Origin of the sequence: Donghicola sp. XS_ASV15 (assembly GCF_041224595.1) — a bacterium.
Taxonomy (GTDB): domain Bacteria; phylum Pseudomonadota; class Alphaproteobacteria; order Rhodobacterales; family Rhodobacteraceae; genus Donghicola.
This window is the reverse complement of sequence record NZ_JBGFGN010000162.1, coordinates 119,865-142,871: the sequence shown is the minus strand read 5'-3', so window position 1 is coordinate 142,871 and position 23,007 is coordinate 119,865. Positions and strand designations below refer to the sequence as shown.

Below are 23,007 nucleotides of genomic sequence, written 5' to 3'. Positions count from 1 at the left end.
TGGTCATTGTGTGTCAGGGGGAATCCGAAGTGGCAATCATCAAGTTTTTAGCGCAGGCCCGCAAGGCCGTGAAATGGGCAGCGTTACCTGCCTCCATACTTGCTCTGGCTGCATGTGAGCCTGTGGGCCCCGGATCGTCGGGCGCATCAGGGCCGCGTACCAGCGCTTCAGAGCCCGTCAACGTGGCTCTGCTCGTGCCCAAGGGCACCGGACAAGCGGGCGATGAAGTCATCTCAACCGCCCTCGAAAATGCGGCGCGCCTTGCGATTGCCGATTTAAATGGCGCCCGAATTGATCTGACCGTCTACAGCACAGGCGGAAGCGCGGCTGGCGCGACCACTGCGACCACCGCAGCGCTCAACAGCGGCGCTGACATCATTTTGGGGCCCGTATACGCCGATGCCGCCAACGCAGCGGGCGTCGTTGCTGCACAGCGAAATGTGAACGTTCTGGCATTTTCGAACAACCGCACCATCGCCGGAAACAACGTCTTTGTCCTTGGCCCGCTATTTGAAACCTCCGCGGCGCGCCTGATGACCTACGCCAAATCCCAAGGCAAGCAGTCGGTCGCAGGCATCTACGCAGACAACTTGGCCGGACAGCTTGCCCGCCACGCCGTCGAAGGTGCCGCGAGCCGTGCGGGCGTGACAATTACGGGCAGCGTCGTGCATCCCTTCTCTCAGCAGGGCATCGTCGATGCGATGCCCCAGATCAAGAACGCAGCACTCGCTGCCGACAGCGTATTCCTGACCTCGACCACCGATGGGGCGCTGCCGCTCTTGACCCAGTTGATGCCTGAAAACGGCATTAGCCCGGCGGAGCACCAGTATATCAGCCTGACCCGTCTTGATATTCCGCCGCAAACTTTAGAACTGCCCGGCGTTCAGAATGCATGGTTCGCAATCCCCGATCCGGCGCGCAGCAGCCAGTTCAACGGTCGGTACCAAGCAGCCTATGGCTCGCCCGCACATTCGATTGCGGGGCTGGCATATGACGGAATCGCGGCGATCGGCGCACTTGTCGCATCGAACCGCGGCAACGCGCTGAGCGCGCAAAGCCTAACTCAGGCACAAGGTTTCGAAGGGGTCACTGGCATTTTCCGCCTAAATCCCAACGGAACGAACGATCGCGGTCTTGCTGTTGCTACAATCCGCGATAAGCAGGTGGTCGTAATCGACGGCGCACCGCGCAGCTTCAGCGGTGTCGGGTTCTGATCCGGCACCGGTTAAGGGAAAGAAATGACGAAAGACCTGATTTGTCCGGCCGAAGACATCTTCGACCGGGCAGCCATTGACCAAGCCATCGCAGCGGCTTTCGATGCTGCAGATGGCAACACCTCCGACTTCCGAAAATCGTCGTTCAAGCTGCTGATGGAGGCCCAAAAGGCTGGCCGCGCAGCCATCGCTGAGGGCCTCTCCAATGCCCCGTTCAAGGCGCGCGAAACGACCCATGCCTACACCTATCTGACTGACAGCATCGTCATTGCTGTGCTTAAGATTGCGGCAGAATACATCCATCCACTTTCAACCCCGACCGAAGGCGAAAAGCTGTCGGTTCTGGCGGTTGGTGGGTACGGGCGCGGAGATATGGCGCCGTTTTCGGACGTCGACCTGCTGTTCCTGACCCCGTACAAAATCACCCCGTGGGCCGAGAGCGTGATTGAAACCATGCTCTACCTGCTCTGGGATTTGCGCATGAAGGTTGGCCATGCCAGCCGCACGATCGCAGATTGCCTTCGCTTGGGCAAAGAGGACTTCACTATCCGCACAGCGCTTCTGGAACAGCGTTACTTAGCGGGTGACGAGCCTTTGTCTGAGAAGCTGCACGACCGCCTGCGCGATGACCTGTTCAAATCCACAGGACGTGAATTTATTGCAGCCAAGCTCGAAGAGCGGGATCTGCGTCACGAAAAGCAAGGCGGCCAACGCTACGTTGTTGAGCCAAATGTCAAAGAGGGCAAAGGCGGCCTGCGCGACCTGCAATCCATGTTCTGGATTGCGAAATACGTGCACGGTGTTGATGATGCCGCCGATCTGGTCACCCTCGGGGTCTTTACCAGCGAAGAATACGAAATGCTGGTGCGGGCCGAAGATTTCCTCTGGGCCACGCGTTGCCATCTGCATTTGGTCACGAACCGTCCCACCGAGCAGCTGACCTTTGACCTGCAAGTCGAGGTTGCCAGCCGCATGGGCTACGTGGACACCGGCGGACGCCGCGGGGTCGAACACTTCATGCAGGATTACTTCCGGCATGCAACCTCGGTCGGCGATTTGACCCGCATCTTCCTGACCTCGCTCGAGGCGAGCCATAACAAGCCTGGCCCGTCGCTCGCGACCCTGTTCCGCCGCCGCAAGAAACTGCGCGACGGCTACAAGGAGATCAACAACCGTCTCGGCATTCTGGACGAAGACGCGTTTCTCTCTGATCCCCTAAACTTCCTACGTCTCTTTGACGAAGCATTGCGCACTGGTTTGCTCATCCACCCAGACGCCATGCGTCTGGTCGTAGGCAATCTGGACCGGATCGACGACACTTTGCGCAATAGCAAAGAGGCGAACAAAATCTTTCTCGGACTGCTGCTGAAGCGCGGCAACCCCGAGCGTGCCTTGCGCCGGATGAACGAACTTGGTGTCCTTGGGGCATTCATGCCTGAATTCGCGCCTATCGTCGCGATGATGCAGTTCAACATGTACCACAGCTACACCGTCGACGAGCACACTATCCAGTGCATCAGCCAGATGGCCCAGATCGAACGCCAAGAGCTGACAGAACCCCTGCCCCTCGCCTCTTCGATTTTCGAAGGGGATGTGAATCGCAAAGTGCTCTACGTTGCGATGCTTCTGCACGACATCGGCAAAGGCCGTCCCGAAGATCACTCGATCCTTGGGGCGCAAATCGCCCGCCGTGTGGCCCCCCGCCTTGGACTGAAGAAAGAGGAATGCGAGACGGTTGAGTGGCTGGTGCGCTATCACCTGCTGATGTCCGACGTGGCGCAAAAGCGGGACATTTCCGATCCGCGCACGGTGCGTGACTTTGCCAAGGTCGTGAAGAACCGCAAACGTCTGGACCTGCTGACCATTTTGACCGTCTGCGATATTCGTGGCGTGGGCCCAGACACTTGGAACAACTGGAAGGCCATGTTGCTGCGCCAGCTCCACGCGGAAACTGCCCGCGCACTGGAACACGGTCTAGAAGAGATCAACCGCGAAACCCGTGGCAACGAGGCCCGCAAAGCCCTGCGCGCCGCCCTGCCGGACTGGAGCGAGGCCGCCTTCAAGCGCGAGACCAAGCGTCATTATCCGCCCTACTGGACCGGGCTGCCGCTTCAGGCCCACGCGATCTTTGCCGAACTGCTCAAGGATATTCCAGACGACGAAATCCGTATCGATCTGAAGCTGGACGCAGACCGCGACGCGACCCGCGCGTGCTTTGCCATGGCGGACCATCCGGGCATCTTTGCCCGCCTTGCCGGCGCGTTGGCTCTGGTGGGTGCGAACGTTGTGGATGCGCGTACGTATACCTCCAAGGACGGCTACGCGACCGCCGTGTTCTGGGTGCAGGATGCCGAAGGTCACCCCTACGAGGAATCGCGCCTGCCCCGCCTGCGCTCGATGATCGGCAAAACGCTGAAGGGCGAAGTTCTGGCTGGCCAAGCACTGAAGGACAAAGACAAGTTCAAAAAGCGTGAGAAAGCGTTCCGCGTGCCGACCCACATCACCTTCGACAACGAAGGGTCCGAGATCTACACGATCATCGAAGTCGATACCCGTGACCGCCCCGGCTTGCTCTATGATCTGTCTCGGACGCTCTCGAACGCGAACGTTTATATCAGCAGCGCGGTGATCGCGACCTATGGCGAACAGGTCGTCGACTCGTTCTACGTCAAAGACATGTTCGGTCTGAAATTCCACTCGGCCAGCAAACGCGAAGGGCTGGAAAAGAAGCTGCGCGAAGCCATCGACAAAGGCGTTGAAAGGGCAATTGCGTGAAACCAATCCGGTTGATGTCAGGGTTCCTGACCGTGGGCGGCTGGACCTTTGCCAGCCGCATCTTGGGCTTCCTACGCGATATGGCGATCGCTTCGATGCTCGGCGCGGGCCCCGTGGCCGAGGCATTTCTGGTCGCGTTTTCCCTGCCCAACATGTTCCGCCGCTTCTTTGCCGAAGGGGCGTTCAACATGGCCTTTGTGCCCATGTTCTCCAAGAAGTTAGAGGGCGATGAAAGCCAAGTAACAGCCCGTGACTTTGCACAGGATGCGTTTGCCGCGCTCGGCTCGACCCTGATTGTATTTACGGTCATTGCGCAGGTCTTCATGCCAGCCCTTGTTCTGGCCATGGCCAGTGGCTTTGCGGGGGACGAGCGGTTCGATCTGGCGGTGCTGTATGGGCGGATCGCCTTTCCCTACATTCTGCTGATCTCGCTGGCGGCGCTGCTTTCGGGTCTCTTGAACGCGACGGGCAAATTCTTTGCTGCCGCAGCAGCCCCCGTGGCCCTGAATATCATCTTCCTCGGAGCCTTGGGTCTTGGCTACCTTCTGGGTTGGGATCCCGGTCTTACCCTGTCCTGGTCCGTCCCAATCGCTGGCCTGATCCAGATGGGCATCGTTTGGCGCGCGGCGGCGGCCGAGGGTTTTCGGCTTTATCCGCGCCTGCCCCGCATCACTCCAGAGGTAAAGCGGCTGGCGATCATCGCAGGTCCCGCAGCCTTGGCTGGCGGTGTCGTGCAAGTGAACCTGCTGATCGGCCGACAAGTCGCCAGCTACTTCGAAGGGGCAGTTGCTTGGCTGAACTATGCCGATCGACTGTACCAACTGCCGCTCGGCGTGGTCGGGGTGGCGATCGGCGTTGTTTTACTACCTGATTTGTCCCGCCGCCTGCGTGCGGGAGACACGAGCGGCGGGCGCGATGCCCTGAACCGCGCTGCCGAGGTCTCTTTGGCACTGACCGTTCCAGCCGCCGTTGCGCTGGTTGCAATCCCTGACGCGCTGGTGACAGTCCTGTTTCAACGCGGCGCTTTCGAGGTCAGCGATACCAGTGCGACAGCGCTCGCCGTGGCCGTCTATGGCCTCGGCCTGCCTGCATTCGTCCTGCAAAAGGTCCTACAGCCCCTGTTCTTTGCCCGCGAAGACACCAAGCGCCCCTTCTACATCGCGCTTGCCTCGCTTGCGATCAACTTCGGAATGGCGGTTGGGCTGTCTCCGATCATCGGCTTTATCGCAGCCGCATGGGGGACGACCCTAGCTGGGTGGGGCACTGTCCTACTGCTCTGGTTCATGTCTCGCAAAATGGGCGAAGCGGCCCAGATGGACCCACGCTTTCAGAACCGGATTATCCGTATCGTTCTCGCCTCGCTCGCGATGGGGGCCATTCTGTATGGATTGAACGCAATCTTGCTGCCCTTGCTTGCTAATCCCGCGTGGAAACTGCCGGTGCTTCTGGCGCTCGTCGGGACGGGGATGGTCAGTTATTTCGGGATTGGGCAACTGATCGGAGCGTTCCGCCTATCAGAATTCAAGCGCAGCTTAAAAAGGTAATGGAACTCTACACCTCGGTTTAAGAGTTACACGGCTAGGCTCCCACCATGCAGCCGAGTGGTGGGAGATGAGGCATGCCTAACAAAAGCGCCCTGCGTATCGTGGGGCTATTATTCTGTTCGTCCGGAGTGATCGCACTGGCCGCTCCGATGATCGTCTCTATCGCGGTCGAACTGATTGCGGGATGGCTTTTTACCTTTATCGGGACGATCCAAATTATCGCAGCTGCGCAATCTGTGCATCGTCCAGTGGTCCGCGGCACCTTGGGACTCGGGGTTGTGTCGCTACTGCTCGGAGTGGTTTTGATCGCTGCACCTGCGGCTGGGGTGCAGACATTAACGTTGCTCGTCGCGCTCATCTTCATGCTGTCGGGCGCGTTGAAATTCGCTTTGGGCCGATACCTGAGCAGGCCAGCCGGGAACCACATTCTCCTCATGTCTGGCCTGGTGTCCGTCTCGTTGGGGTCTTTGATCGCGCTCACCCTGCCGCAAAGTGCGACAGTCACACTCGGCCTGATGCTTGGGGCAGAACTGCTCTCTCACGGGATCGCGGCGCTGGTGATCGCGAGCACCGCACCGGATTAGTCAGAGCGTTGACGCAACTTGTCCAGAATTTTGGTCCAGCCGCCGGGGCTGACCGCAAAGGACAGCAAGAAGCCTGCAACGAAACCGCCAATGTCGGCGACCCAATCTTTGGGGCCACTGAACAGCACGGCAAACAGCAGCTGAATTCCCAGCAGCATTCCGATCAGCGAAAACGCCCGCACCTGCGCCTCGCCCATCTGACCGAGCCGAAGCCAAAGCACATAGGTAAACGCGCCGATGAACCCGTAGGCCCCAGGGTAGGCCCCGAAGAGCAGGCGATCACCGCCAACAAAGACGGCATAGACCACCGCCCCGACCACCGTGGCGAATAAGAAAACGGCCAAGGTTGCGATGGCCCCAAACGCCTCGCCGACCATCTTGCCCAAAGCCAACACGAAGACGCCAGCAAACAGCGCGTGGACGAAGCTGCCGTGAACAAAAGCGTAGGAGACAAAGCGCTTCAGATGCTCTGGCGGGAACACCCCGTTCTCGAACATCCACCAGAAGACCCGTGGCGAAAACCCATATTCCTCTAGCGCGGACAGCCGCCAGCCGACCCCCATCGCGCCACCGACAATCCCCCGATCTGCGAGCGACAGCACAGCCTCAATACCGACGAGGACAAGAAAGAGCGCCACAATGTAGGGCGGCATCGGGTTAATAGGACCATTATGCGGGGGGGTGTTCATGGTGCGATCCTTGACGTTGCCTTTGAGCAGGGGGTAAGCGATGCAGGCCTTAAAATCCAGACGGAGAATTCCGATGACTGCAGCCACCCATACCCCCCGTGTGTTTTCGGGGATCAAACCTTCGGGCGGTTTGACACTGGGGAACTACCTCGGTGCGATCAAACGCTTTGTGGACATGCAGGGACAGGACTACGAGACAATCTACTGTGTCGTGGACCTGCATGCGATCACCGTCTGGCAAGATCCCGCAGAACTCAAAAACGCAACGCGCGAAGTCGCCGCCGGTTTCATTGCCTCGGGCATCGACCCGACAAAATCGATCCTGTTCAATCAGGCGTCGGTCCCGCAGCATGCGGAGCTTGGCTGGATCTTTAACTGTGTTGCGCGCATGGGCTGGATGAACCGCATGACACAGTTCAAGGACAAAGCCGGCAAGAACGCGGAGAAAGTGTCCTTGGGCCTCTATGCCTATCCTTCGCTGATGGCGGCGGACATTCTGCTGTACCACGCAACCCACGTCCCCGTGGGCGAGGACCAAAAGCAGCATGTTGAACTGACCCGCGACATCGCCTCGAAGTTCAACAACGACTTCAAGACAGAGAACTTCTTCCCCATGTGCGAGCCGATCATCGAAGGCCCAGCTACGCGCGTGATGAACCTGCGCGACGGGTCGAAAAAGATGTCCAAGTCCGGCGAGTCGGACATGGAGCGCATCAACATGACCGATGACGCGGACACCATTGCCAAGAAGTTCAAGAAGGCCAAAACCGACCCCGAGCCGCTGCCAGAGTCGCTGGATGGCCTGAGCGAACGCCCCGAGGCCCGCAATCTGGTGAACATCTATGCCGCGTTGGCCGACATCACCAACGAGGCCGTGATCGGCGAATTTGGTGGCGAAGGCTGGGGCAAATTCAAGCCCGCGCTGGCCGATCTGGCGGTAGAAAAGCTGGCACCAATCTCGACCGAGATGAAGCGATTGATGGATGACCCTGCGGAAATCGACCGCATTCTGCTGCAAGGTGCCGACCGCGCCAAAGAGATCGCGGAACCCATCTTGCAACAGACCTACGACATAGTCGGTCTGCTGCGTCCCAGCCGCTGAGCGACGAAATCTTTAACAAAATCGTCATGATCCTGAACTAGGAATCATGGCGATTTTTATGACCTCTTCCTTCTGCGTGCGACACGTTTCCTATGAAGAAGGCCTCCGCGATTTGCGGAGGCTTTTTTCGTGAGCGCACATGCTGGCCGCGTGCCTGTGGCCATCCGGTGCGACGGGGTATTTACACCAAGAAAGAGGCTGTGCGCTTGCCAGCGAACACAGGGCAGTGCAAAGTTCCCCTTTAGTCGGGAGGGCTATGATGCGCAAATTCCTTGTTGTGTTGGATGATACTCGCGAGTGCTTGAACGCGATGCGCTTTGCCGCGATGCGCGCAGCTCATACGGGCGGCGGCGTGACAATTCTATCGATCATCCCACCAGATGAATTCAATCACTGGATCGGTGTCGGCGACATCATGCGCGAAGAAACGCGCGAGCGTATTCAGGCGCATTACGAGGTTTTCGCCAAATGGATGCGGGACAAACAGGATGTCGACCCAGAGCTTGTGATCCGAGAAGGCGAGGCCGTGCCCGAGATTCTGGCCCATGTGCGTGAGGACGAAGAAATCGGTGTTCTTGTGCTGGGTGCAGGATCTGGCAAAGGCGGACCAGGCCCTCTGGTCACGCAATTGACCCGTTCTGCAGGGGAATTGCCCATTCCGTTCACCATCGTGCCCGGTGACATGAGCAAAGACCGGCTTGAAGCGATCACCTGATCTGCGCCATTTAGAATATTTCTAAACCTTGACAGTCGGGCGGTGCGCCCGCATATCCATTGCTGAGTTAACCGGAGGCCCCCTGATGTTCATCCAGACTGAATCGACCCCGAACCCGGCGACGTTGAAATTCCTGCCCGGGCAGGCGGTTTTGGAAGTTGGCACTGCAGATTTTCCGAGCGCGGACACTGCAGCCAAATCGCCTCTGGCCACCCGTTTGTTCGCCGTTTCGGGCGTTTCGGGCGTATTTTTGGGCAACGACTTTGTCACTGTAACCAAGTCTGACGATGTCGAATGGGACCATATCAAGCCCAACCTGCTGGGTGCGATCATGGAGCACTTCCAGTCTGGCGCCCCTGTGATGGACGAAGGAGAGACTGCATCGTCCGGTCACGCGGAGCACACCGGTGAGGACGGCGAAATCGTCACCCAGATCAAAGAGCTGTTGGACACCCGCGTGCGTCCCGCTGTGGCTCAGGATGGTGGCGACATCACTTTCCACGGGTTTGACCGCGGCGTCGTCTATCTGCACATGCAAGGCGCCTGCGCCGGCTGCCCCAGCAGCACTCTGACCCTGAAAATGGGGATCGAGAACCTGCTGCGCCACTACATTCCCGAAGTGACCGAAGTCCGTCCCGTCGCTGTATAACGATGGTCTGGACTCTGGCATTTGATACATCGGCCGCGCATTGCGCGGCCGCTTTGCTGAACGGGGACGAGTTGGTCGCCGCCCGTGCCATAGAGATGTCGCGCGGTCAGGCAGAGCACTTGGTGCCCTTGATTGAAGAGGTTTTGTCAGAGGGCGGGTGCGCTTGGTCGGACCTCGGCGTGATCGGCGTGGGCATCGGGCCTGGCAACTTCACCGGTATCCGAATTTCTGTTTCAGCGGCTCGCGGAATGGCCATGGCCTTGGGCATTCCGGCAGTGGGCGTATCGACGCTGGACGCGACAGCTTTGGATGCCCCGCGCCCTGTCCGAGTTCACGTCCCTGCCCCGCGCGACCAGATCTACGAGCAAGGGTATGGCTGCGCGCCCGAGGCGCCGTTGATGCGGGCCGCCGGCGATGACGTAGAGACACCAGCGCTCTTGCCCCCTGCCCCTGCGGAACTGGCGGAACGGATTGCAAGGGTCGCCCTGACCCGCGCGGCATTCGAGACAGAGGCGCCTGCGCCGCTCTACCTACGCGCAGCTGATGCGGCCCCTGCCAAGGACGCGCCGCCTGTCATCCTGCCGTGACCCCGGACGCGCTCGCCACCACCCACGGACGCGCCATGACCGAGACCAAGGCATGGAGCGGCAAAGATTTCGCTGACCTCTTGGGGCAGACAGGCGTTTTCGTTGTTGGAGAGGCCAAGAGCTTCGCCTTGGGCCGCGTGATGTTTGATGAAGCCGAGCTTCTGACCATCGTGACCGATCCCGCCCATCGAAAGCGGGGCTTAGGGATGCGCGCACTCGCAGCATTTCACGAAAAAGCGCAGCGGCTTGGCGCGGCGACAGCCTTTCTCGAAGTGTCCGTCGAGAACAGCGCCGCGACAGCGCTTTATCAACGCGCGGGCTGGCAAGAGGCGGGCAAACGCAAGGCCTATTACCATTTACAGGACGGCCGCGTGGTCGACGCATTGGTGATGTCGCGGTCACTCGCCGAGTGAACGCAGGGTCAACTGACCAAACAATCAAAAATTCTATTGACCCTTCTGGATGGGTCGGCACTAAATTGGGCAGAGCCGGACCAGACGAGTCCGCAGCCGAAAGGTGCGCCAAGCTGTAGGGCAGCACCTCGTCCAACAGGAGACTATCATGACCATGATGCACAAATTTTTTGGCGCCGCTGCCGCGCTGGCCCTGACCGCAGGCGCCGCCGCAGCCGAACCCGCGCTGATCTATGATCTTGGCGGCAAGTTTGACAAAAGCTTTAACGAGGCTGCGCACACTGGCGCGCAGAAGTGGGCCGAAGAAACCGGCGAAACCTACCGCGAGATCGAGCTTCAGTCCGAAGCCCAGCGTGAGCAGGCCCTGCGCCGCTTTGCCGAGGCTGGGGCAAACCCGATCGTTATGGCTGGTTTTGCCTTTGGCAGCGCGCTGGACGAAGTGGCGGACGACTACCCCGACACCAAATTCGCAATCATCGACATGGTGACCGACAAGCCGAACGTGCGCTCGGTCGTATTTAACGAGCACGAGGGCTCGTATCTGGTCGGCATGCTGGCGGCGATGAAGTCCGAGACCGGCACCGTTGGCTTTGTCGGCGGCATGGACATCCCGCTGATCCGCAAATTCGCCTGTGGCTATGTTCAGGGTGCCAAGGCCGCGAACCCCGATGCGACCGTCATCCAGAACATGACCGGCACCACCCCTGCCGCGTGGGGTGACCCTGTGAAAGGCGCAGAGCTGACCAAAGCCCAGATTTCGCAGGGCGCTGACGTTGTGTACCACGCAGCAGGCGGCACCGGTGTTGGTGTTCTGCAGGCGGCAGCCGACGAGGGCATTCTGGGTATCGGTGTGGACAGCAACCAGAACTACATGCACCCCGGCAAAGTTCTGACCTCGATGCTGAAGCGCGTGGATAACGCGGTCTACGAGGCATTCTCGGCGGGTACCGATCTGGAAACCGGCATTCAGGTCATGGGCATCGCGAACGGCGGCATTGGCTATGCAATTGATGAAAACAACGAAGCGCTGATCACGGCAGAAATGAAAGCCGCTGTCGACGAGGCAGCCGCAAAAATCGCAAGCGGTGAGCTGGTCGTGCACGACTACATGGCCGACAGCACCTGCCCGGTCGAGTAAGGCGCACATGGTTTCCAACCAACATACGGGGCGGCCAGACATGGCCGCCCCTGATGCTGCCAAAGCTCCGGCGATCGAGCTGCGCGGTATCTCGAAATCCTTTGGCCCTGTCCAAGCAAATAAGGACATCTCGATCCGTGTGATGCCCGGCACGATCCACGGGATCATCGGGGAAAACGGCGCGGGGAAGTCGACCCTGATGTCGATCCTTTATGGCTTTTACAAAGCGGACTCGGGCGAAGTTTTTATCAACGGCACCAAGACCAACATCACCGACAGTCAGGCCGCTATTGCGGCGGGCATCGGCATGGTGTTCCAGCACTTCAAGCTGGTTCCGAATTTTACCGTCCTCGAGAATGTGATCCTCGGGGCAGAAGATGGCGCTTTGCTGCGTCCGTCACTGGCGAAGGCGCGCAAAGAACTGACCGCTTTGGCCAAAGAATACGAGCTAAACGTGGACCCCGACTCGGTCGTCGAGGATCTGAGCGTCGGCCACCAGCAGCGCGTCGAAATCCTGAAGGCGCTGTACCGCCGTGCCGAAATTCTGATCTTGGACGAGCCCACGGGCGTCCTGACCCCCGCCGAGGCGGATCACCTGTTCCGCATTCTGGAAAACCTGCGCCGCGAAGGCAAAACGATCATCCTGATCACGCACAAGCTGCGCGAAATCATGGAGATTACGGACACCGTCAGCGTCATGCGCCGCGGCGAGATGACCGCCACCGTTAAAACGACCGAGACCAGCCCAGAACATCTGGCCGAACTGATGGTCGGCCGCAAAGTTCTACTGCGTGTCGACAAAGTTCCTGCTGTGCCGGGCGCACAGATTCTAGAGGTCGAGAACCTGCAAGTGGTCGATAGCTCTGGCGTCCAGCGGCTGAAGGGCATCGATTTGGACATTCGTGCAGGCGAAATCCTTGGGATCGCGGGCGTCGCGGGCAATGGTCAGTCAGAACTTCTCGAAGTCCTTGGCGGGATGCGCGAGGCCAAAGGCTCTATCCGTCTGAATGGCCAGCCCCTGCCCCTGTCGGGCGCAGGAGCCGACGCCAGCGCGCGCCGTCACTTGGGCATCGCCCACGTGCCTGAGGATCGCCACCGCGAAGGTCTGATTCTGGACTTCCACGCATGGGAAAACGTTGCCTTCGGCTATCACCGCGATGAAAAATACCAGCGCGGGCTGTTCATGGACAACGATGCCCTGCGTCAGGACACGCAGGCAAAGATGGCCAAATTCGATGTGCGTCCGCCTGATTGCTGGCTCTCGGCCAAGAGCTTTTCTGGTGGCAACCAGCAAAAGATCGTGGTCGCCCGCGAGATCGAGCGAAATCCTGACCTGCTGCTGATCGGCCAACCCACCCGCGGCGTGGACATCGGCGCGATCGAATTCATCCATGAACAGATCATCGCTCTGCGCGACCAAGGCAAAGCAATTCTGCTGGTCTCTGTCGAGCTGGACGAGATTTTTGCCCTGTCCGACCGGATTGCGGTGATGTTCGACGGACAGATCATGGGCTTCCGCGATCCCGCAACCACTGATGAAAAAGAATTGGGTCTGATGATGGCCGGTATCACCGACACCCGTGACCCCGTTAGCCAAGAGGCGTCCCAACATGGATAAGATGCCCCGTTGGGCGGATGTTTTCCTGATCCCGCTCATTTCTCTTTTGCTGGCGGCGGGCCTATCCGCGCTGGTCATTTTGGCCATCGGTGAAAACCCCTGGGCCGCAGTCAAGATGATGGTGTCTGGCGCCTTGGGCTCGACCTATGGCTGGGGGTACACCCTATACTACACCACCAACTTTATCTTTACCGGTCTGGCGGTTGCGGTGGCCTACCACGCGCGCCTGTTCAACATCGGTGGCGAGGGTCAGGCGATGCTTGGCGGCCTCGGCGTGGCGCTGGCGTGTTTGTATCTGCCCCTGCCCCACTGGCTGCTCGCCCTGCCCGTTGCCGCAATCGGCGCGGCACTTTTTGGCGCGGCGTGGGCTCTGATCCCAGCCTACCTACAGGCCAAACGCGGCAGCCACATCGTGATCACGACGATCATGTTCAACTTCATCGCAGCAGGCCTGCTGAACTACTTGCTGGTGAACCTGCTGAGGCCGGTTGGCTCTATGGACCCCGCCACCGACAAATTCCTCGAAGGCACGCACCTGCCGACCCTGCACGACTTGCTGGCCCCGATCGGCATCGAATTTTCCAAAGCCGCGCCTGCTAACGTGACATTCGTAGTCGCACTTCTGGCCTGCCTCGCGGTCTGGCTGCTACTGTGGCGCACTCGTCTGGGCTATGAAATCCGCGCGTTTGGACATTCGGAGCCTGCGGCAGTCTACGCAGGCATCAACCCTGTCAAAATCACCATGATCGCGATGCTGATCTCGGGTGGCCTTGCCGGATTGATGGCCGTGAACAACGTCATGGGCGAAGCGGAACGTCTGGTCCTGAACGCCGTCGAAGGCGCTGGCTTCATCGGGATCGCAGTGGCACTGATGGGCCGCAATCACCCGTTCGGAGTGCTGATCGCAGCATTGCTGTTCGGCTTTTTGTATCAGGGCGGCGCGGAACTGGCGCTGTGGACCAGCATACCGCGAGAATTGATCGTGGTGATCCAAGCGCTGGTGATCCTATTCACAGGCGCGTTGGATCACATGGTCCGAATGCCGCTGGAACGCATCTTTCTGTCCCTGCGCAAAGGAGCCTGAGAATGGATTTTCTGACACTTATCCAGATCCTCGACTCCACGATCCGTCTGGCAACCCCGCTGCTGTTAGCCTGTCTCGCTGGTTTGTACAGCGAGCGTGCGGGCGTGTTCGACATCGGGCTAGAGGGCAAGATGCTGGCTGCGGCCTTCCTTTCTGCTGCTGTGGCTTATGTGACCGGTTCTGTCTGGCTGGGGCTGCTGGCAGGCATTGGCGCGTCGATGCTGCTCGCTTTGGTGCACGGGCTGGCATCAATCACCTTTCGCGGCAATCAGTTGATCTCGGGTGTTGCGATTAACTTCCTTGCTGCCGGTCTGACTGTCCTTGTGGCGCAGAGCTGGTTTCAACAGGGGGGCCGCACCCCTAGCCTCATGGGCGGCGCGCGGTTCGAGCCGATCACCCTGCCCTTTGCCGATACCTTGTCAGGCGTGCCCTTCCTCGGGCCGATCTACGGCGACTTGGTCTCCGGCCATTCTGTGCTGGTCTACATGGCGTTTGCGCTGGTGCCGATCACGTGGTGGGTTCTCTTCCGCACCCGCTTCGGCCTGCGCCTGCGCGCTGTGGGCGAAAACCCTGCGGCGGTCGACACAGCGGGTGTTTCGGTAACCCGCCTACGCTACGCGGCAGTTTTGATCTGCGGCGTGCTTTGCGGGGTGGCTGGGGCTTATCTGGCAACAGGCCTGCAAGCAGGCTTCGTCAAAGATATGACTGCGGGCCGTGGCTTTATCGCTTTGGCGGCACTGATCTTTGCCAAGTGGCGCCCTTGGAATGCGCTCTGGGCCTGTCTGCTGTTCGGACTGCTCCAAGCGGTGGCGCTGCGCTACCAGAACCTTGACCTCGGCGGCATCGTCATTCCGGTTCAGGTGATGGACGTCCTGCCCTACATCCTGACGGTCATCTTCCTTGCTGGGTTCGTGGGCAAGGCAATCCCACCCCGCGCAGGCGGCGCGCCCTACGTCAAAGAGCGTTAAGATGAACGGGGCCCACGCGGCCCCGTTTCTGCAGTGCAACACGTCCGACACGAAGCTATTGGGCGCGTTGCGATTTTCTTGTGCTCTGCACAGGACACACGCTACGGTGACTCATGCAGATCTACCTCCCGATTGCCGAAGTTTCAGTCAACGCGTTCCTCCTGCTTGGGCTTGGGGGAATCGTGGGGCTTTTATCCGGCATGTTTGGTGTTGGTGGCGGCTTTCTGATCACGCCACTCCTATTCTTTATCGGCGTTCCACCCGCCGTCGCCGTGGCCACGGGCGCGAACCAGATTGTCGCTTCGTCCTTTTCGGCGTTGATGGCGCACCTCAAACGCAAGACCGTTGATTTCAAGATGGGCTCGGTCCTCATGGCAGGCGGCCTCGTTGGCTCGGCGCTCGGGGTATACGTGTTCACCTTGCTCAAACAGCTTGGGCAAGTGGACCTGTTGGTGAACCTCTTTTACGTGGTTTTTCTCGGCATCGTCGGTGGCCTGATGATGATCGAGAGCTTGAACGCTCTGCGCAAATCCAAACGCCAAGGCCCGACCAAGAGCAAAAAGCGTGGCCGCGGCATCGCGCAAACACTGCCGCTCAAGATGCGGTTTCGTGCATCGGGACTCTATATCTCGGCCATTCCGCCTTTTCTCGTCGGACTGTCGGTTGGCATCCTGTCCGCGATCATGGGCGTGGGCGGCGGCTTTATCATGGTCCCCGCGATGATCTATATCCTCGGCATGCCCACCAAGGTGGTGATCGGCACCTCGCTGTTCCAGATCATCTTTGTGACCGCATTTACCACTTTGCTACACGCCACGACCAACTACACCGTCGATATAGTACTCGCCCTGCTCTTGCTGGTGGGCGGCGTCATTGGTGCGCAATTCGGCACGCAGATCGGCGCAAAGCTCAAGGCGGAGCAGCTGCGCATCGCGCTCGCCGCGCTCGTGCTGCTGGTCTGCGGCAAGCTGGGGCTTGATCTGTTGCTGACTCCGTCCGACCTATATTCGATTGGGACGTCGTGATGCGACTTCTAGCTTCCCTCATCGCATTTTGCCTCCTCGCCCTCCCCTTGCAGGCCGAAGAACTGGTACTTGGCCTGAGCCAAGAAGAGGTGCGGATCACCACCCGGTTTGATGGCTCCGACATCCTGATCTACGGTGCGATCAAACGCGACCTCAGCGCTGTCGATCCCGAAGAAGAGCCCCTGCACGTCATCATCACTGTTGCCGGTCCCTCTGGCCCCACAACAGTTTGGCGCAAAGAGCGTGTAGCCGGAATCTGGATGAACACCGACTCCGTTGAAATCGACCGTGCCCCAAGTTTCTACGCCGTTGCCACCACGGGACCTTTGCCTGACATCCTGTCCGAGACCGAAGATCTGCGGCACAAAATATCGATCCCCCGCGCCATCCGATCTGTTGGCGCCCCGCAAGGGATAGAAGACGCAGGTAGCTTTACCGACGCGCTGATCCGTATCCGCGAACGCAATGGCTCTTACCTGATCAACGAGGACTCTGCCGAACTCCGGGAAAGCACCTTGTTCGACACGCGGATTACACTGCCCGCGAACCTGACCGAAGGTGAATACACCACCCGTATTTTCGTCACCCGCGATGGCGCCGTCCTGACCCACGAAGAGGCTCCAATCCTTGTCCGCAAAGTCGGCTTGGAACGCTGGCTATTCACCTTGTCCCGCCAGCAGCCCCTGCTTTACGGCCTACTCAGCCTCGCTCTTGCGGTTGCCGCGGGCTGGGGTGCATCCACCTTTTTCCAGTTGATCCGCCGCTGACTTCTTTTTGCTGAAAATACTCCGGGGTGTGAATTGCGCAGCGCGCAAGAGAGGGGCAGCGCCCCTATTACTCCGTAAAGTCCATCTGCAAGGGCGCGGGCGTACCGCCCAAATCCGCGACGCTGAGTGGTCCACTTGGCTTGGACAAACGCGGGCGCACAACCCAATAAAGCCGCTCTGACGCGCGTGTTACGGCCACATAGGCCAACCGCTTCCACAGGGGTTGCCCCGCTTCGGTTCGCCCCATCCGCGCTGCGGCATAGATGTCGGGTGCAAAAACCTGAACGTCTGTCCACTGCGATCCCTGAGCCTTGTGGATCGTCACCGCCGCGCCGTGCAAGAACGCTGCCCCCATCCGCGCTGCAAAGGGGATAAAGGGCTCTTCTTCATCGGGCTTCTCGATTTTCACAATCGACGCCGCCGAGACCTGAGGCTCCTCGGCCCCCAAAACGTGCAGTCGCGAGAAACCCGGCTTGCGGCCAGGCCCCAGATAGACAACCTGCGCACCCTTGATCAGGCCACGCGCCTCTAGATCAATGCGCTTTTTGCGGTGCTTCAGAGGCAGCTCAATGCCATCGCAAATCAGCGGCTCGCCTTCCAGAAGCTCGGTCTCGGGCGCGCCGTACACACTACGGAAGGCATTGATCAGGCGGATACGTGTCGCGTTGCGCCACACCAGAACCGGACTACGAGCCATCAGGTCAACCTCGACCCTCTGCCCCCAGACCACGCGATCATCCTCGCGGGCTTTTTGTTCGATCAGGCGCTCGAAATCCTCGAATCCCAGATCGGGATCGGCGAGCGCGTGCGCAATGTCCAAGATGGGGCTGTCGTTCTGCTGCCGGTGAATGCGGTTCAAGTGCATGACAGCAGGCTCGGGCAGCTTATCGAACACCATCTTGCCCGACTGGTTCACTGGCGCGAGCTGCGCCGGATCGCCAAACAGCATCAGCGTCGGAAAGATGTCGCGCAGATCGTCAAACTGCCGGTCATCCAGCATCGACGCTTCGTCCACCAGACCGATGTCCAGCGGATGCTCACGGCGCTTCCATCCGGTGATAAAGTCCGAGCCCCGCAATCCAGCAGCCGCCAAGGCCCCCGGCACAGATTTGTGCAGCTCGTAGCTCGCCTTGGCGCGCTCGAGTGCTTCGTCAGTCAGCGCTTCGATCTCTGGCCGCTCGGCATTGCCCGCCAGCCATTCGGCCACGCGTTCAAATTCGGGATCATAAACGGGGCTATAGAGAATGCGATGGATCGTGGTCGCAGGCACCCCCCGCATACGCAGAACGCTGGCAGCTTTGTTCGTTGGCGCAAGGATCGCAAGCGTCCGGCGTTCCTTTTTCTTACGGCCTTCGTAGTCGCCAGAGACGATCTCAACCCCAGTATCCTCCAGGGCCTTCACCACCGATGCCAACAGCATGGTTTTCCCCGATCCCGCTTTGCCCGTCACACCCAGAATGGACTGCTTTTCCTCGATCAAGGGGGTTAGGATGCCTTCGTCCATATCCACGCCAACACCCCGCAACATCTGCGTGATACGGTCGTGGGCCTCGGCCTGGTCTTCGGAGAAAGTAATGCTGGGAACGCTCATGGCGCGGACACTACACAGGGGCGCGGCGCAACGGAACTGACAAAACGCCTTGGTCCGCGCCTAGACCAGAATGAAACCGTGGGCGATCGCCTTGGCCACGGCATGCGTCGTGTTGGTCGCGTCCAGTTTACGGCGTGCGGACTCAATATAGGCCCGCAGGGTGTGCTCCGAGATATCGAGTTTCACTGCGATCTGAGCGCGGCTCATCCCTCTGGCGAGGAACGACATCGCGTCAACCTCGCGAGGCGACAAGGCTTTTCGCGGTTCGGAACAGAGGGTCGGATCAATCTCGAGGATCCGGGCATTCAGGAACTGGCAGATGGTCATCAAGTTGCTCATCTCCCCTTCCCATTTTTCACGCCAGTCTGCAGCGCTGCCCCCAGCACACAGACTAAGAGCCGCGTATTGTCCTCGGGGGCCGCGGATCGGAACCGTGTAGCCATTGGGGCCGAGACCGTGTTCCAGCGCAAACTGGTAGATCATCTGAGCTTGGCGACTGGACCAATCCAGATCCTGCCAATCTATCGGCAGATATCTGTTAAAACAGGCCAATACGATAGGGTCGTGGCGGTCCAGACCATTCGCGAAGAAGCCTTCGATCCATTCCTGAGGAAAGGTCCCATAAACCCGCGTGTGGCCATCGGGCTGCATCAAGAAGTAAGCAGACTGCGTTACGTCAAAAACGTCACAAAGGCTCTTCACGAACGCATTCACCGCGGTTTCATCTGGGATCGCGCGAATTCGATCGAGCAAAGGTGCAAGAGAATTATCTAGCACAAATTAGGCTCCTGATAAAAAAGGAGGCGGTCGGCGATTTCATCCGAGCCGCAAAACAGACTTAAACAAACGAAATCAGATTGCGGTGAAGAACAAACAACTTCAAGGCTTTAATTTCTGCTAACATGTCTTTTATTTGCTCCGCAATCAGAAAGCCGCGCATCCCAGCGGGACACGCGGCTTGATTTAAGCGGCTTCTGGTTTTTCGCGCTTAACGCGCTTCAAGCGCCTCTTCAAAGGTGCGCAGACCGGTTTTCGGAGCCTGAACCAGTACGGCCATGTTGCCGGGCTTGTGCTCGTTGCGCAGCATTTTGGTGTGCGCCTGCGGGATTTGCTCCCACTCGAACACTTCGGACATGCAGGGGTCCAGACGACGCTCGCACATCAGACGGTTCGCCGAGGCAGCCTGTTTCAGGTTCGCAAAGTGCGAGCCCTGCAGACGCTTCTGGTGCATCCACATGTAGCGCACATCAAACGTGGTGTTGAAGCCAGAGGTACCGGCGCAGATCACAACGATGCCGCCCTTTTTCACGATCAGGGTCGAAACAGGGAACGTCGCCTCGCCGGGGTGTTCGAAGACCATGTCCACGTTCACGCCCTTACCGGTGATGTCCCAGATCGCCTTGCCGAACTTGCGCGCCTCTTTCAGCCACGCATTGTACTCGGGCGAGTTCACGGTGGGCAGCTGACCCCAGCAGTCAAATTCCTTGCGGTTGATGACGCCTTTGGCACCCTGATCCAGAACGAACTGACGCTTGCTCTCGTCCGAGATAACGCCGATCGCGTTTGCACCTGCGGTATTCGCCAACTGGATAGCGTACGAACCCAGACCGCCCGACGCACCCCAAACCAGAACGTTCTGGCCGGGCTTCAGCTCGTGGGGATGGTGGCCGAACAACATCCGGTATGCGGTCGCCAGAGTCAGGGTGTAACAGGCGCTCTCTTCCCAAGTCAGGTGCTTGGGACGGGGCATCAGCTGCTGGGCCTGAACGCGTGTGAACTGAGCGAACGAACCGTCACCGGTTTCGTAGCCCCAGATACGCTGAGTCGGAGAGAACATCGGATCGCCGCCGTTGCACTCTTCGTCGTCGCCATCGTCTTGGTTACAATGGATGACAACTTCATCACCCACCTTCCAGTTTTTCACTTTATCGCCAACGGCCCACACAATCCCCGAGGCATCCGAGCCTGCGATGTGGTAGTCTTGCTTGTGAACGTCAAAGGGCGAGATCGGTTGACCGAGACCGGCCCAGACGCCGTTATAGTTAACACCGGCAGCCATCACGAGGACCAGCACTTCGTGGCTGTCGATTTGCCAAGTGTCTACGACCTCTTTCTGGAACGAAGTTTCCGGTTCGCCGTGACGCTCGCGGCGGATCGCCCACGCATACATTTTCGGGGGAACGTATCCGAGGGGCGGCATTTCGCCCACTTCGTACAGTTCCTTTTCCGGCGCATCGTAGGGGGCAATCCCAGTGTTTGTATCAAGTGCCATCGTTGTGCCTCCATGCTCCCGAATGTTTCGGGGGTAACTCTCTTCTGCGGCGCAGAATCGCGCTGCCTCTGCAGCATGGATATAATCGGCCACGCAACATCGCAACAGTTTTCACGCGTCATTTTGAAATTTTATGTCGCGACGAAAGTCGAATGCTGCGCGAGCATCTTGAAAAATAGGGGTTTGCGCCGCATCGCGGCGAATTGACAGCGCCATATAATTCCAAGTACTAAGACACGAACGCAAGAAAATTGCTGAACTGTATTCATTGCGAGGCACCGATGACCGAGACTCAGAAAGACCGCCCCTGGCTGATCCGCACCTATGCTGGCCACTCGACCGCAGCCGCGTCGAACGCCCTTTATCGTGGTAACCTGGCCAAGGGTCAGACCGGTCTCTCGGTCGCATTCGACCTGCCCACCCAGACTGGTTATGACAGCGACCACGTTCTGGCCAAAGGCGAGGTTGGCAAGGTTGGCGTGCCCGTTTGCCATCTGGGGGATATGCGCACCCTATTCGACCAGATCCCGCTGGAACAGATGAACACCTCTATGACCATCAACGCGACGGCGCCTTGGCTGCTGTCTCTTTATATTGCTGTGGCAGAGGAACAGGGCGCGGACGTCTCCAAGCTGCAGGGTACTGTCCAGAACGACCTGATCAAGGAATACCTATCGCGCGGGACTTATATCTGCCCGCCCAAGCCGTCTCTCAAGCTGATCGCGGATGTGGCCGAGTACTGCTACCAGAACGTGCCCAAGTGGAACCCGATGAACGTGTGTTCCTATCACCTGCAAGAGGCCGGTGCGACGCCAGAGCAGGAGCTCGCCTTCGCTTTGGCCACCGCGACCGCCGTTCTGGACGAATTGCGCCCGCGCGTCCCCGCCGAGGATTTCCCGACGCTGGTTGGCCGCATCAGTTTCTTCGTGAACGCAGGGATTCGCTTTGTCACCGAGATGTGCAAAATGCGCGCGTTCGTGGACCTATGGGACGAAATCTGCCTAGAGCGCTATGGTGTTGAAGAGGCGAAGTACCGTCGTTTCCGCTATGGCGTGCAGGTCAACAGCCTTGGCCTGACCGAGCAGCAGCCTGAAAACAATGTGTACCGCATCCTGATCGAGATGCTCGCCGTGACCCTGTCGAAAAAGGCCCGCGCCCGCGCCGTGCAGCTGCCCGCATGGAACGAAGCGCTTGGCCTGCCCCGCCCGTGGGATCAGCAGTGGTCGATGCGTATGCAGCAGATCTTGGCCTACGAGACCGATCTTCTGGAATACGAAGACCTGTTCGACGGCAACCCCGCAGTCGATGCCAAGGTCGAAGCCCTGAAAGAAGGCGCACGTCAGGAATTGGCGCAGCTGGACGGCATGGGTGGTGCGGTTAGCTCGATCGAATACATGAAGGGCCGACTGGTCGAATCGAACGCGGATCGCCTAAACCGTATCGAAAAGAACGAGACCATCGTCGTTGGCGTGAACAAGTTCCAGCAGGGCGAACCCAGCCCGCTAATGGGCGAGGACGGCGGCATCATGGTTGTTGACCCCGCCGTCGAGCAGGAACAGATCGCACGCCTGAACGCATGGCGCGCCGAGCGGGACGAAGCCGCCGTACAGGCTGCTCTGGCCGAGCTGCGCGAGACCACCAAAGCTGGCGGCAACGTCATGCCCGCCTCAATCAAAGCCGCTAAGGCTGGCGCGACCACCGGTGAATGGGCCGCAGAGATGCGCGCCGCTTTTGGCGAATACCGCGGTCCGACGGGCGTCGCGCGCGGTATCTCGAACAAGACCGAGGGTCTGGACGACATCCGCGAGGCGGTGGACGCAGTCAGCGACAAGCTGGGACGCCGCCTGAAATTCCTCGTGGGCAAGCCCGGCCTTGACGGTCACTCGAACGGAGCAGAGCAGATTGCGTTTCGTGCACGCGACTGCGGCATGGATATCGAGTACGAAGGCATCCGCCTGACACCCGAAGAGATCGTGAAAGCTGCTCAAGAGGATGACGTCCATGTGGTCGGGTTGTCGATTCTGTCCGGCAGCCATATCCCGCTTGTGGAAGACGTGATGAACCGAATGCGGTCAGCGGGGTTGGGGGACATCCCTGTGGTCGTCGGCGGAATCATCCCAGACGAGGACGCGCAGCGTCTACTCGGGTTCGGTGTGGCCAAGGTCTATACTCCCAAGGACTTTGAATTGAACCGGATCATGATGGATATCGTGACGCTGGTTGATCCTGCACCGGTTGCCGCTGAATAACCGGCTTCTGCGGCGGCTGGACC

The 23,007-nt window shown here is 59.4% G+C and carries 20 protein-coding genes; 16 read left to right on the top strand and 4 right to left on the bottom strand.

From position 1 onward, the window contains the following. The first annotated feature begins 35 nt into the window (after positions 1–35). From AB9K37_RS17100 to AB9K37_RS17085, 4 genes are all read left to right on the top strand, one after another. Positions 36–1,214 (top strand): penicillin-binding protein activator, encoded by a 1,179-nt coding sequence (locus tag AB9K37_RS17100; protein ID WP_369841462.1) that lies wholly within the window; start codon positions 36–38, stop codon positions 1,212–1,214. Between the two features lie 24 nt (positions 1,215–1,238). Next, a complete protein-coding gene (locus AB9K37_RS17095) occupies positions 1,239–3,989 on the top strand; it encodes a [protein-PII] uridylyltransferase (RefSeq protein ID WP_369840983.1) in 2,751 nt (916 codons plus the stop codon). Continuing rightward, positions 3,986–5,533, top strand: a complete 1,548-nt coding sequence (murJ, locus tag AB9K37_RS17090) for a murein biosynthesis integral membrane protein MurJ (RefSeq protein ID WP_369840982.1) — start codon at positions 3,986–3,988, stop codon at positions 5,531–5,533. Before AB9K37_RS17095 ends, murJ begins: the two co-directional genes overlap by 4 nt. A 74-nt stretch (positions 5,534–5,607) precedes the next feature. Further along, positions 5,608–6,117 (top strand): HdeD family acid-resistance protein, encoded by a 510-nt coding sequence (locus AB9K37_RS17085; protein ID WP_369840980.1) that lies wholly within the window; start codon positions 5,608–5,610, stop codon positions 6,115–6,117. Here AB9K37_RS17085 and AB9K37_RS17080 read toward each other — a convergent pair. Next, positions 6,114–6,893 (bottom strand): rhomboid family intramembrane serine protease, encoded by a 780-nt coding sequence (locus AB9K37_RS17080; protein ID WP_369840978.1) that lies wholly within the window; start codon positions 6,891–6,893, stop codon positions 6,114–6,116. The two genes, AB9K37_RS17085 and AB9K37_RS17080, sit on opposite strands and share 4 nt — an antisense overlap. On the opposite strand from AB9K37_RS17080, the gene trpS reads away from it, so the two are divergent. The 11 genes from trpS (at position 6,880) to AB9K37_RS17025 (ending at position 16,872) form a co-directional block, all read left to right on the top strand. Beyond that, positions 6,880–7,908 carry a tryptophan--tRNA ligase gene (gene trpS / locus AB9K37_RS17075; RefSeq protein WP_369840977.1) on the top strand — a complete coding sequence of 343 codons (1,029 nt, stop codon included), beginning with the start codon at positions 6,880–6,882 and terminating at the stop codon, positions 7,906–7,908. The two genes, AB9K37_RS17080 and trpS, sit on opposite strands and share 14 nt — an antisense overlap. Before the next feature lie 259 nt (positions 7,909–8,167). Then, positions 8,168–8,623 (top strand): universal stress protein, encoded by a 456-nt coding sequence (locus tag AB9K37_RS17070; RefSeq protein ID WP_369840975.1) that lies wholly within the window; start codon positions 8,168–8,170, stop codon positions 8,621–8,623. 85 nt (positions 8,624–8,708) lie between these two features. Then, complete coding sequence (locus AB9K37_RS17065) at positions 8,709–9,272, top strand: NifU family protein (RefSeq protein WP_072707810.1); 564 nt, start codon at positions 8,709–8,711, stop codon at positions 9,270–9,272. A 2-nt stretch (positions 9,273–9,274) separates the two neighbouring features. Then, positions 9,275–9,859 (top strand): tRNA (adenosine(37)-N6)-threonylcarbamoyltransferase complex dimerization subunit type 1 TsaB, encoded by a 585-nt coding sequence (tsaB, locus tag AB9K37_RS17060; RefSeq protein ID WP_369840973.1) that lies wholly within the window; start codon positions 9,275–9,277, stop codon positions 9,857–9,859. 35 nt (positions 9,860–9,894) lie between these two features. Beyond that, a complete protein-coding gene (locus AB9K37_RS17055; RefSeq protein WP_369840971.1) occupies positions 9,895–10,272 on the top strand; it encodes a GNAT family N-acetyltransferase in 378 nt (125 codons plus the stop codon). A 148-nt stretch (positions 10,273–10,420) separates the two neighbouring features. After that, complete coding sequence (locus AB9K37_RS17050) at positions 10,421–11,410, top strand: BMP family protein (RefSeq protein WP_369840969.1); 990 nt, start codon at positions 10,421–10,423, stop codon at positions 11,408–11,410. A gap of 40 nt (positions 11,411–11,450) precedes the next feature. Further along, positions 11,451–13,028, top strand: coding sequence for an ABC transporter ATP-binding protein (locus tag AB9K37_RS17045; RefSeq protein ID WP_369840967.1), 1,578 nt, complete (start codon positions 11,451–11,453; stop codon positions 13,026–13,028). Then, positions 13,021–14,112 (top strand): ABC transporter permease, encoded by a 1,092-nt coding sequence (locus AB9K37_RS17040; protein ID WP_369840965.1) that lies wholly within the window; start codon positions 13,021–13,023, stop codon positions 14,110–14,112. Before AB9K37_RS17045 ends, AB9K37_RS17040 begins: the two co-directional genes overlap by 8 nt. A 2-nt stretch (positions 14,113–14,114) precedes the next feature. Then, on the top strand, positions 14,115–15,080 hold the full coding sequence (locus AB9K37_RS17035; RefSeq protein WP_369840963.1) for an ABC transporter permease: 966 nt from the start codon (positions 14,115–14,117) through the stop codon (positions 15,078–15,080). A gap of 113 nt (positions 15,081–15,193) precedes the next feature. Then, positions 15,194–16,105 carry a sulfite exporter TauE/SafE family protein gene (locus AB9K37_RS17030; protein WP_293712706.1) on the top strand — a complete coding sequence of 304 codons (912 nt, stop codon included), beginning with the start codon at positions 15,194–15,196 and terminating at the stop codon, positions 16,103–16,105. Next, positions 16,105–16,872 carry a TIGR02186 family protein gene (locus tag AB9K37_RS17025; RefSeq protein ID WP_369840961.1) on the top strand — a complete coding sequence of 256 codons (768 nt, stop codon included), beginning with the start codon at positions 16,105–16,107 and terminating at the stop codon, positions 16,870–16,872. The genes AB9K37_RS17030 and AB9K37_RS17025 overlap by 1 nt, the downstream gene beginning before the upstream one ends. Positions 16,873–16,939: 67 nt before the next feature. On the opposite strand, the gene AB9K37_RS17020 is transcribed toward AB9K37_RS17025, so the two are convergent. The 3 genes from AB9K37_RS17020 to ccrA form a co-directional block, all read right to left on the bottom strand. Continuing rightward, on the bottom strand, positions 16,940–18,463 hold the full coding sequence (locus tag AB9K37_RS17020) for an ATP-dependent RecD-like DNA helicase (protein ID WP_369840960.1): 1,524 nt from the start codon (positions 18,461–18,463) through the stop codon (positions 16,940–16,942). A 60-nt stretch (positions 18,464–18,523) separates the two neighbouring features. Beyond that, complete coding sequence (locus tag AB9K37_RS17015; protein WP_369840958.1) at positions 18,524–19,240, bottom strand: autoinducer binding domain-containing protein; 717 nt, start codon at positions 19,238–19,240, stop codon at positions 18,524–18,526. A gap of 211 nt (positions 19,241–19,451) precedes the next feature. Next, positions 19,452–20,735: a crotonyl-CoA carboxylase/reductase gene (ccrA, locus tag AB9K37_RS17010; protein ID WP_369840956.1), complete on the bottom strand. Its 1,284-nt coding sequence runs from the start codon at positions 20,733–20,735 to the stop codon at positions 19,452–19,454. A gap of 281 nt (positions 20,736–21,016) precedes the next feature. On the opposite strand from ccrA, the gene AB9K37_RS17005 reads away from it, so the two are divergent. Next, on the top strand, positions 21,017–22,984 hold the full coding sequence (locus AB9K37_RS17005) for a methylmalonyl-CoA mutase family protein (RefSeq protein ID WP_369840954.1): 1,968 nt from the start codon (positions 21,017–21,019) through the stop codon (positions 22,982–22,984). Positions 22,985–23,007: the final 23 nt, after the last annotated feature.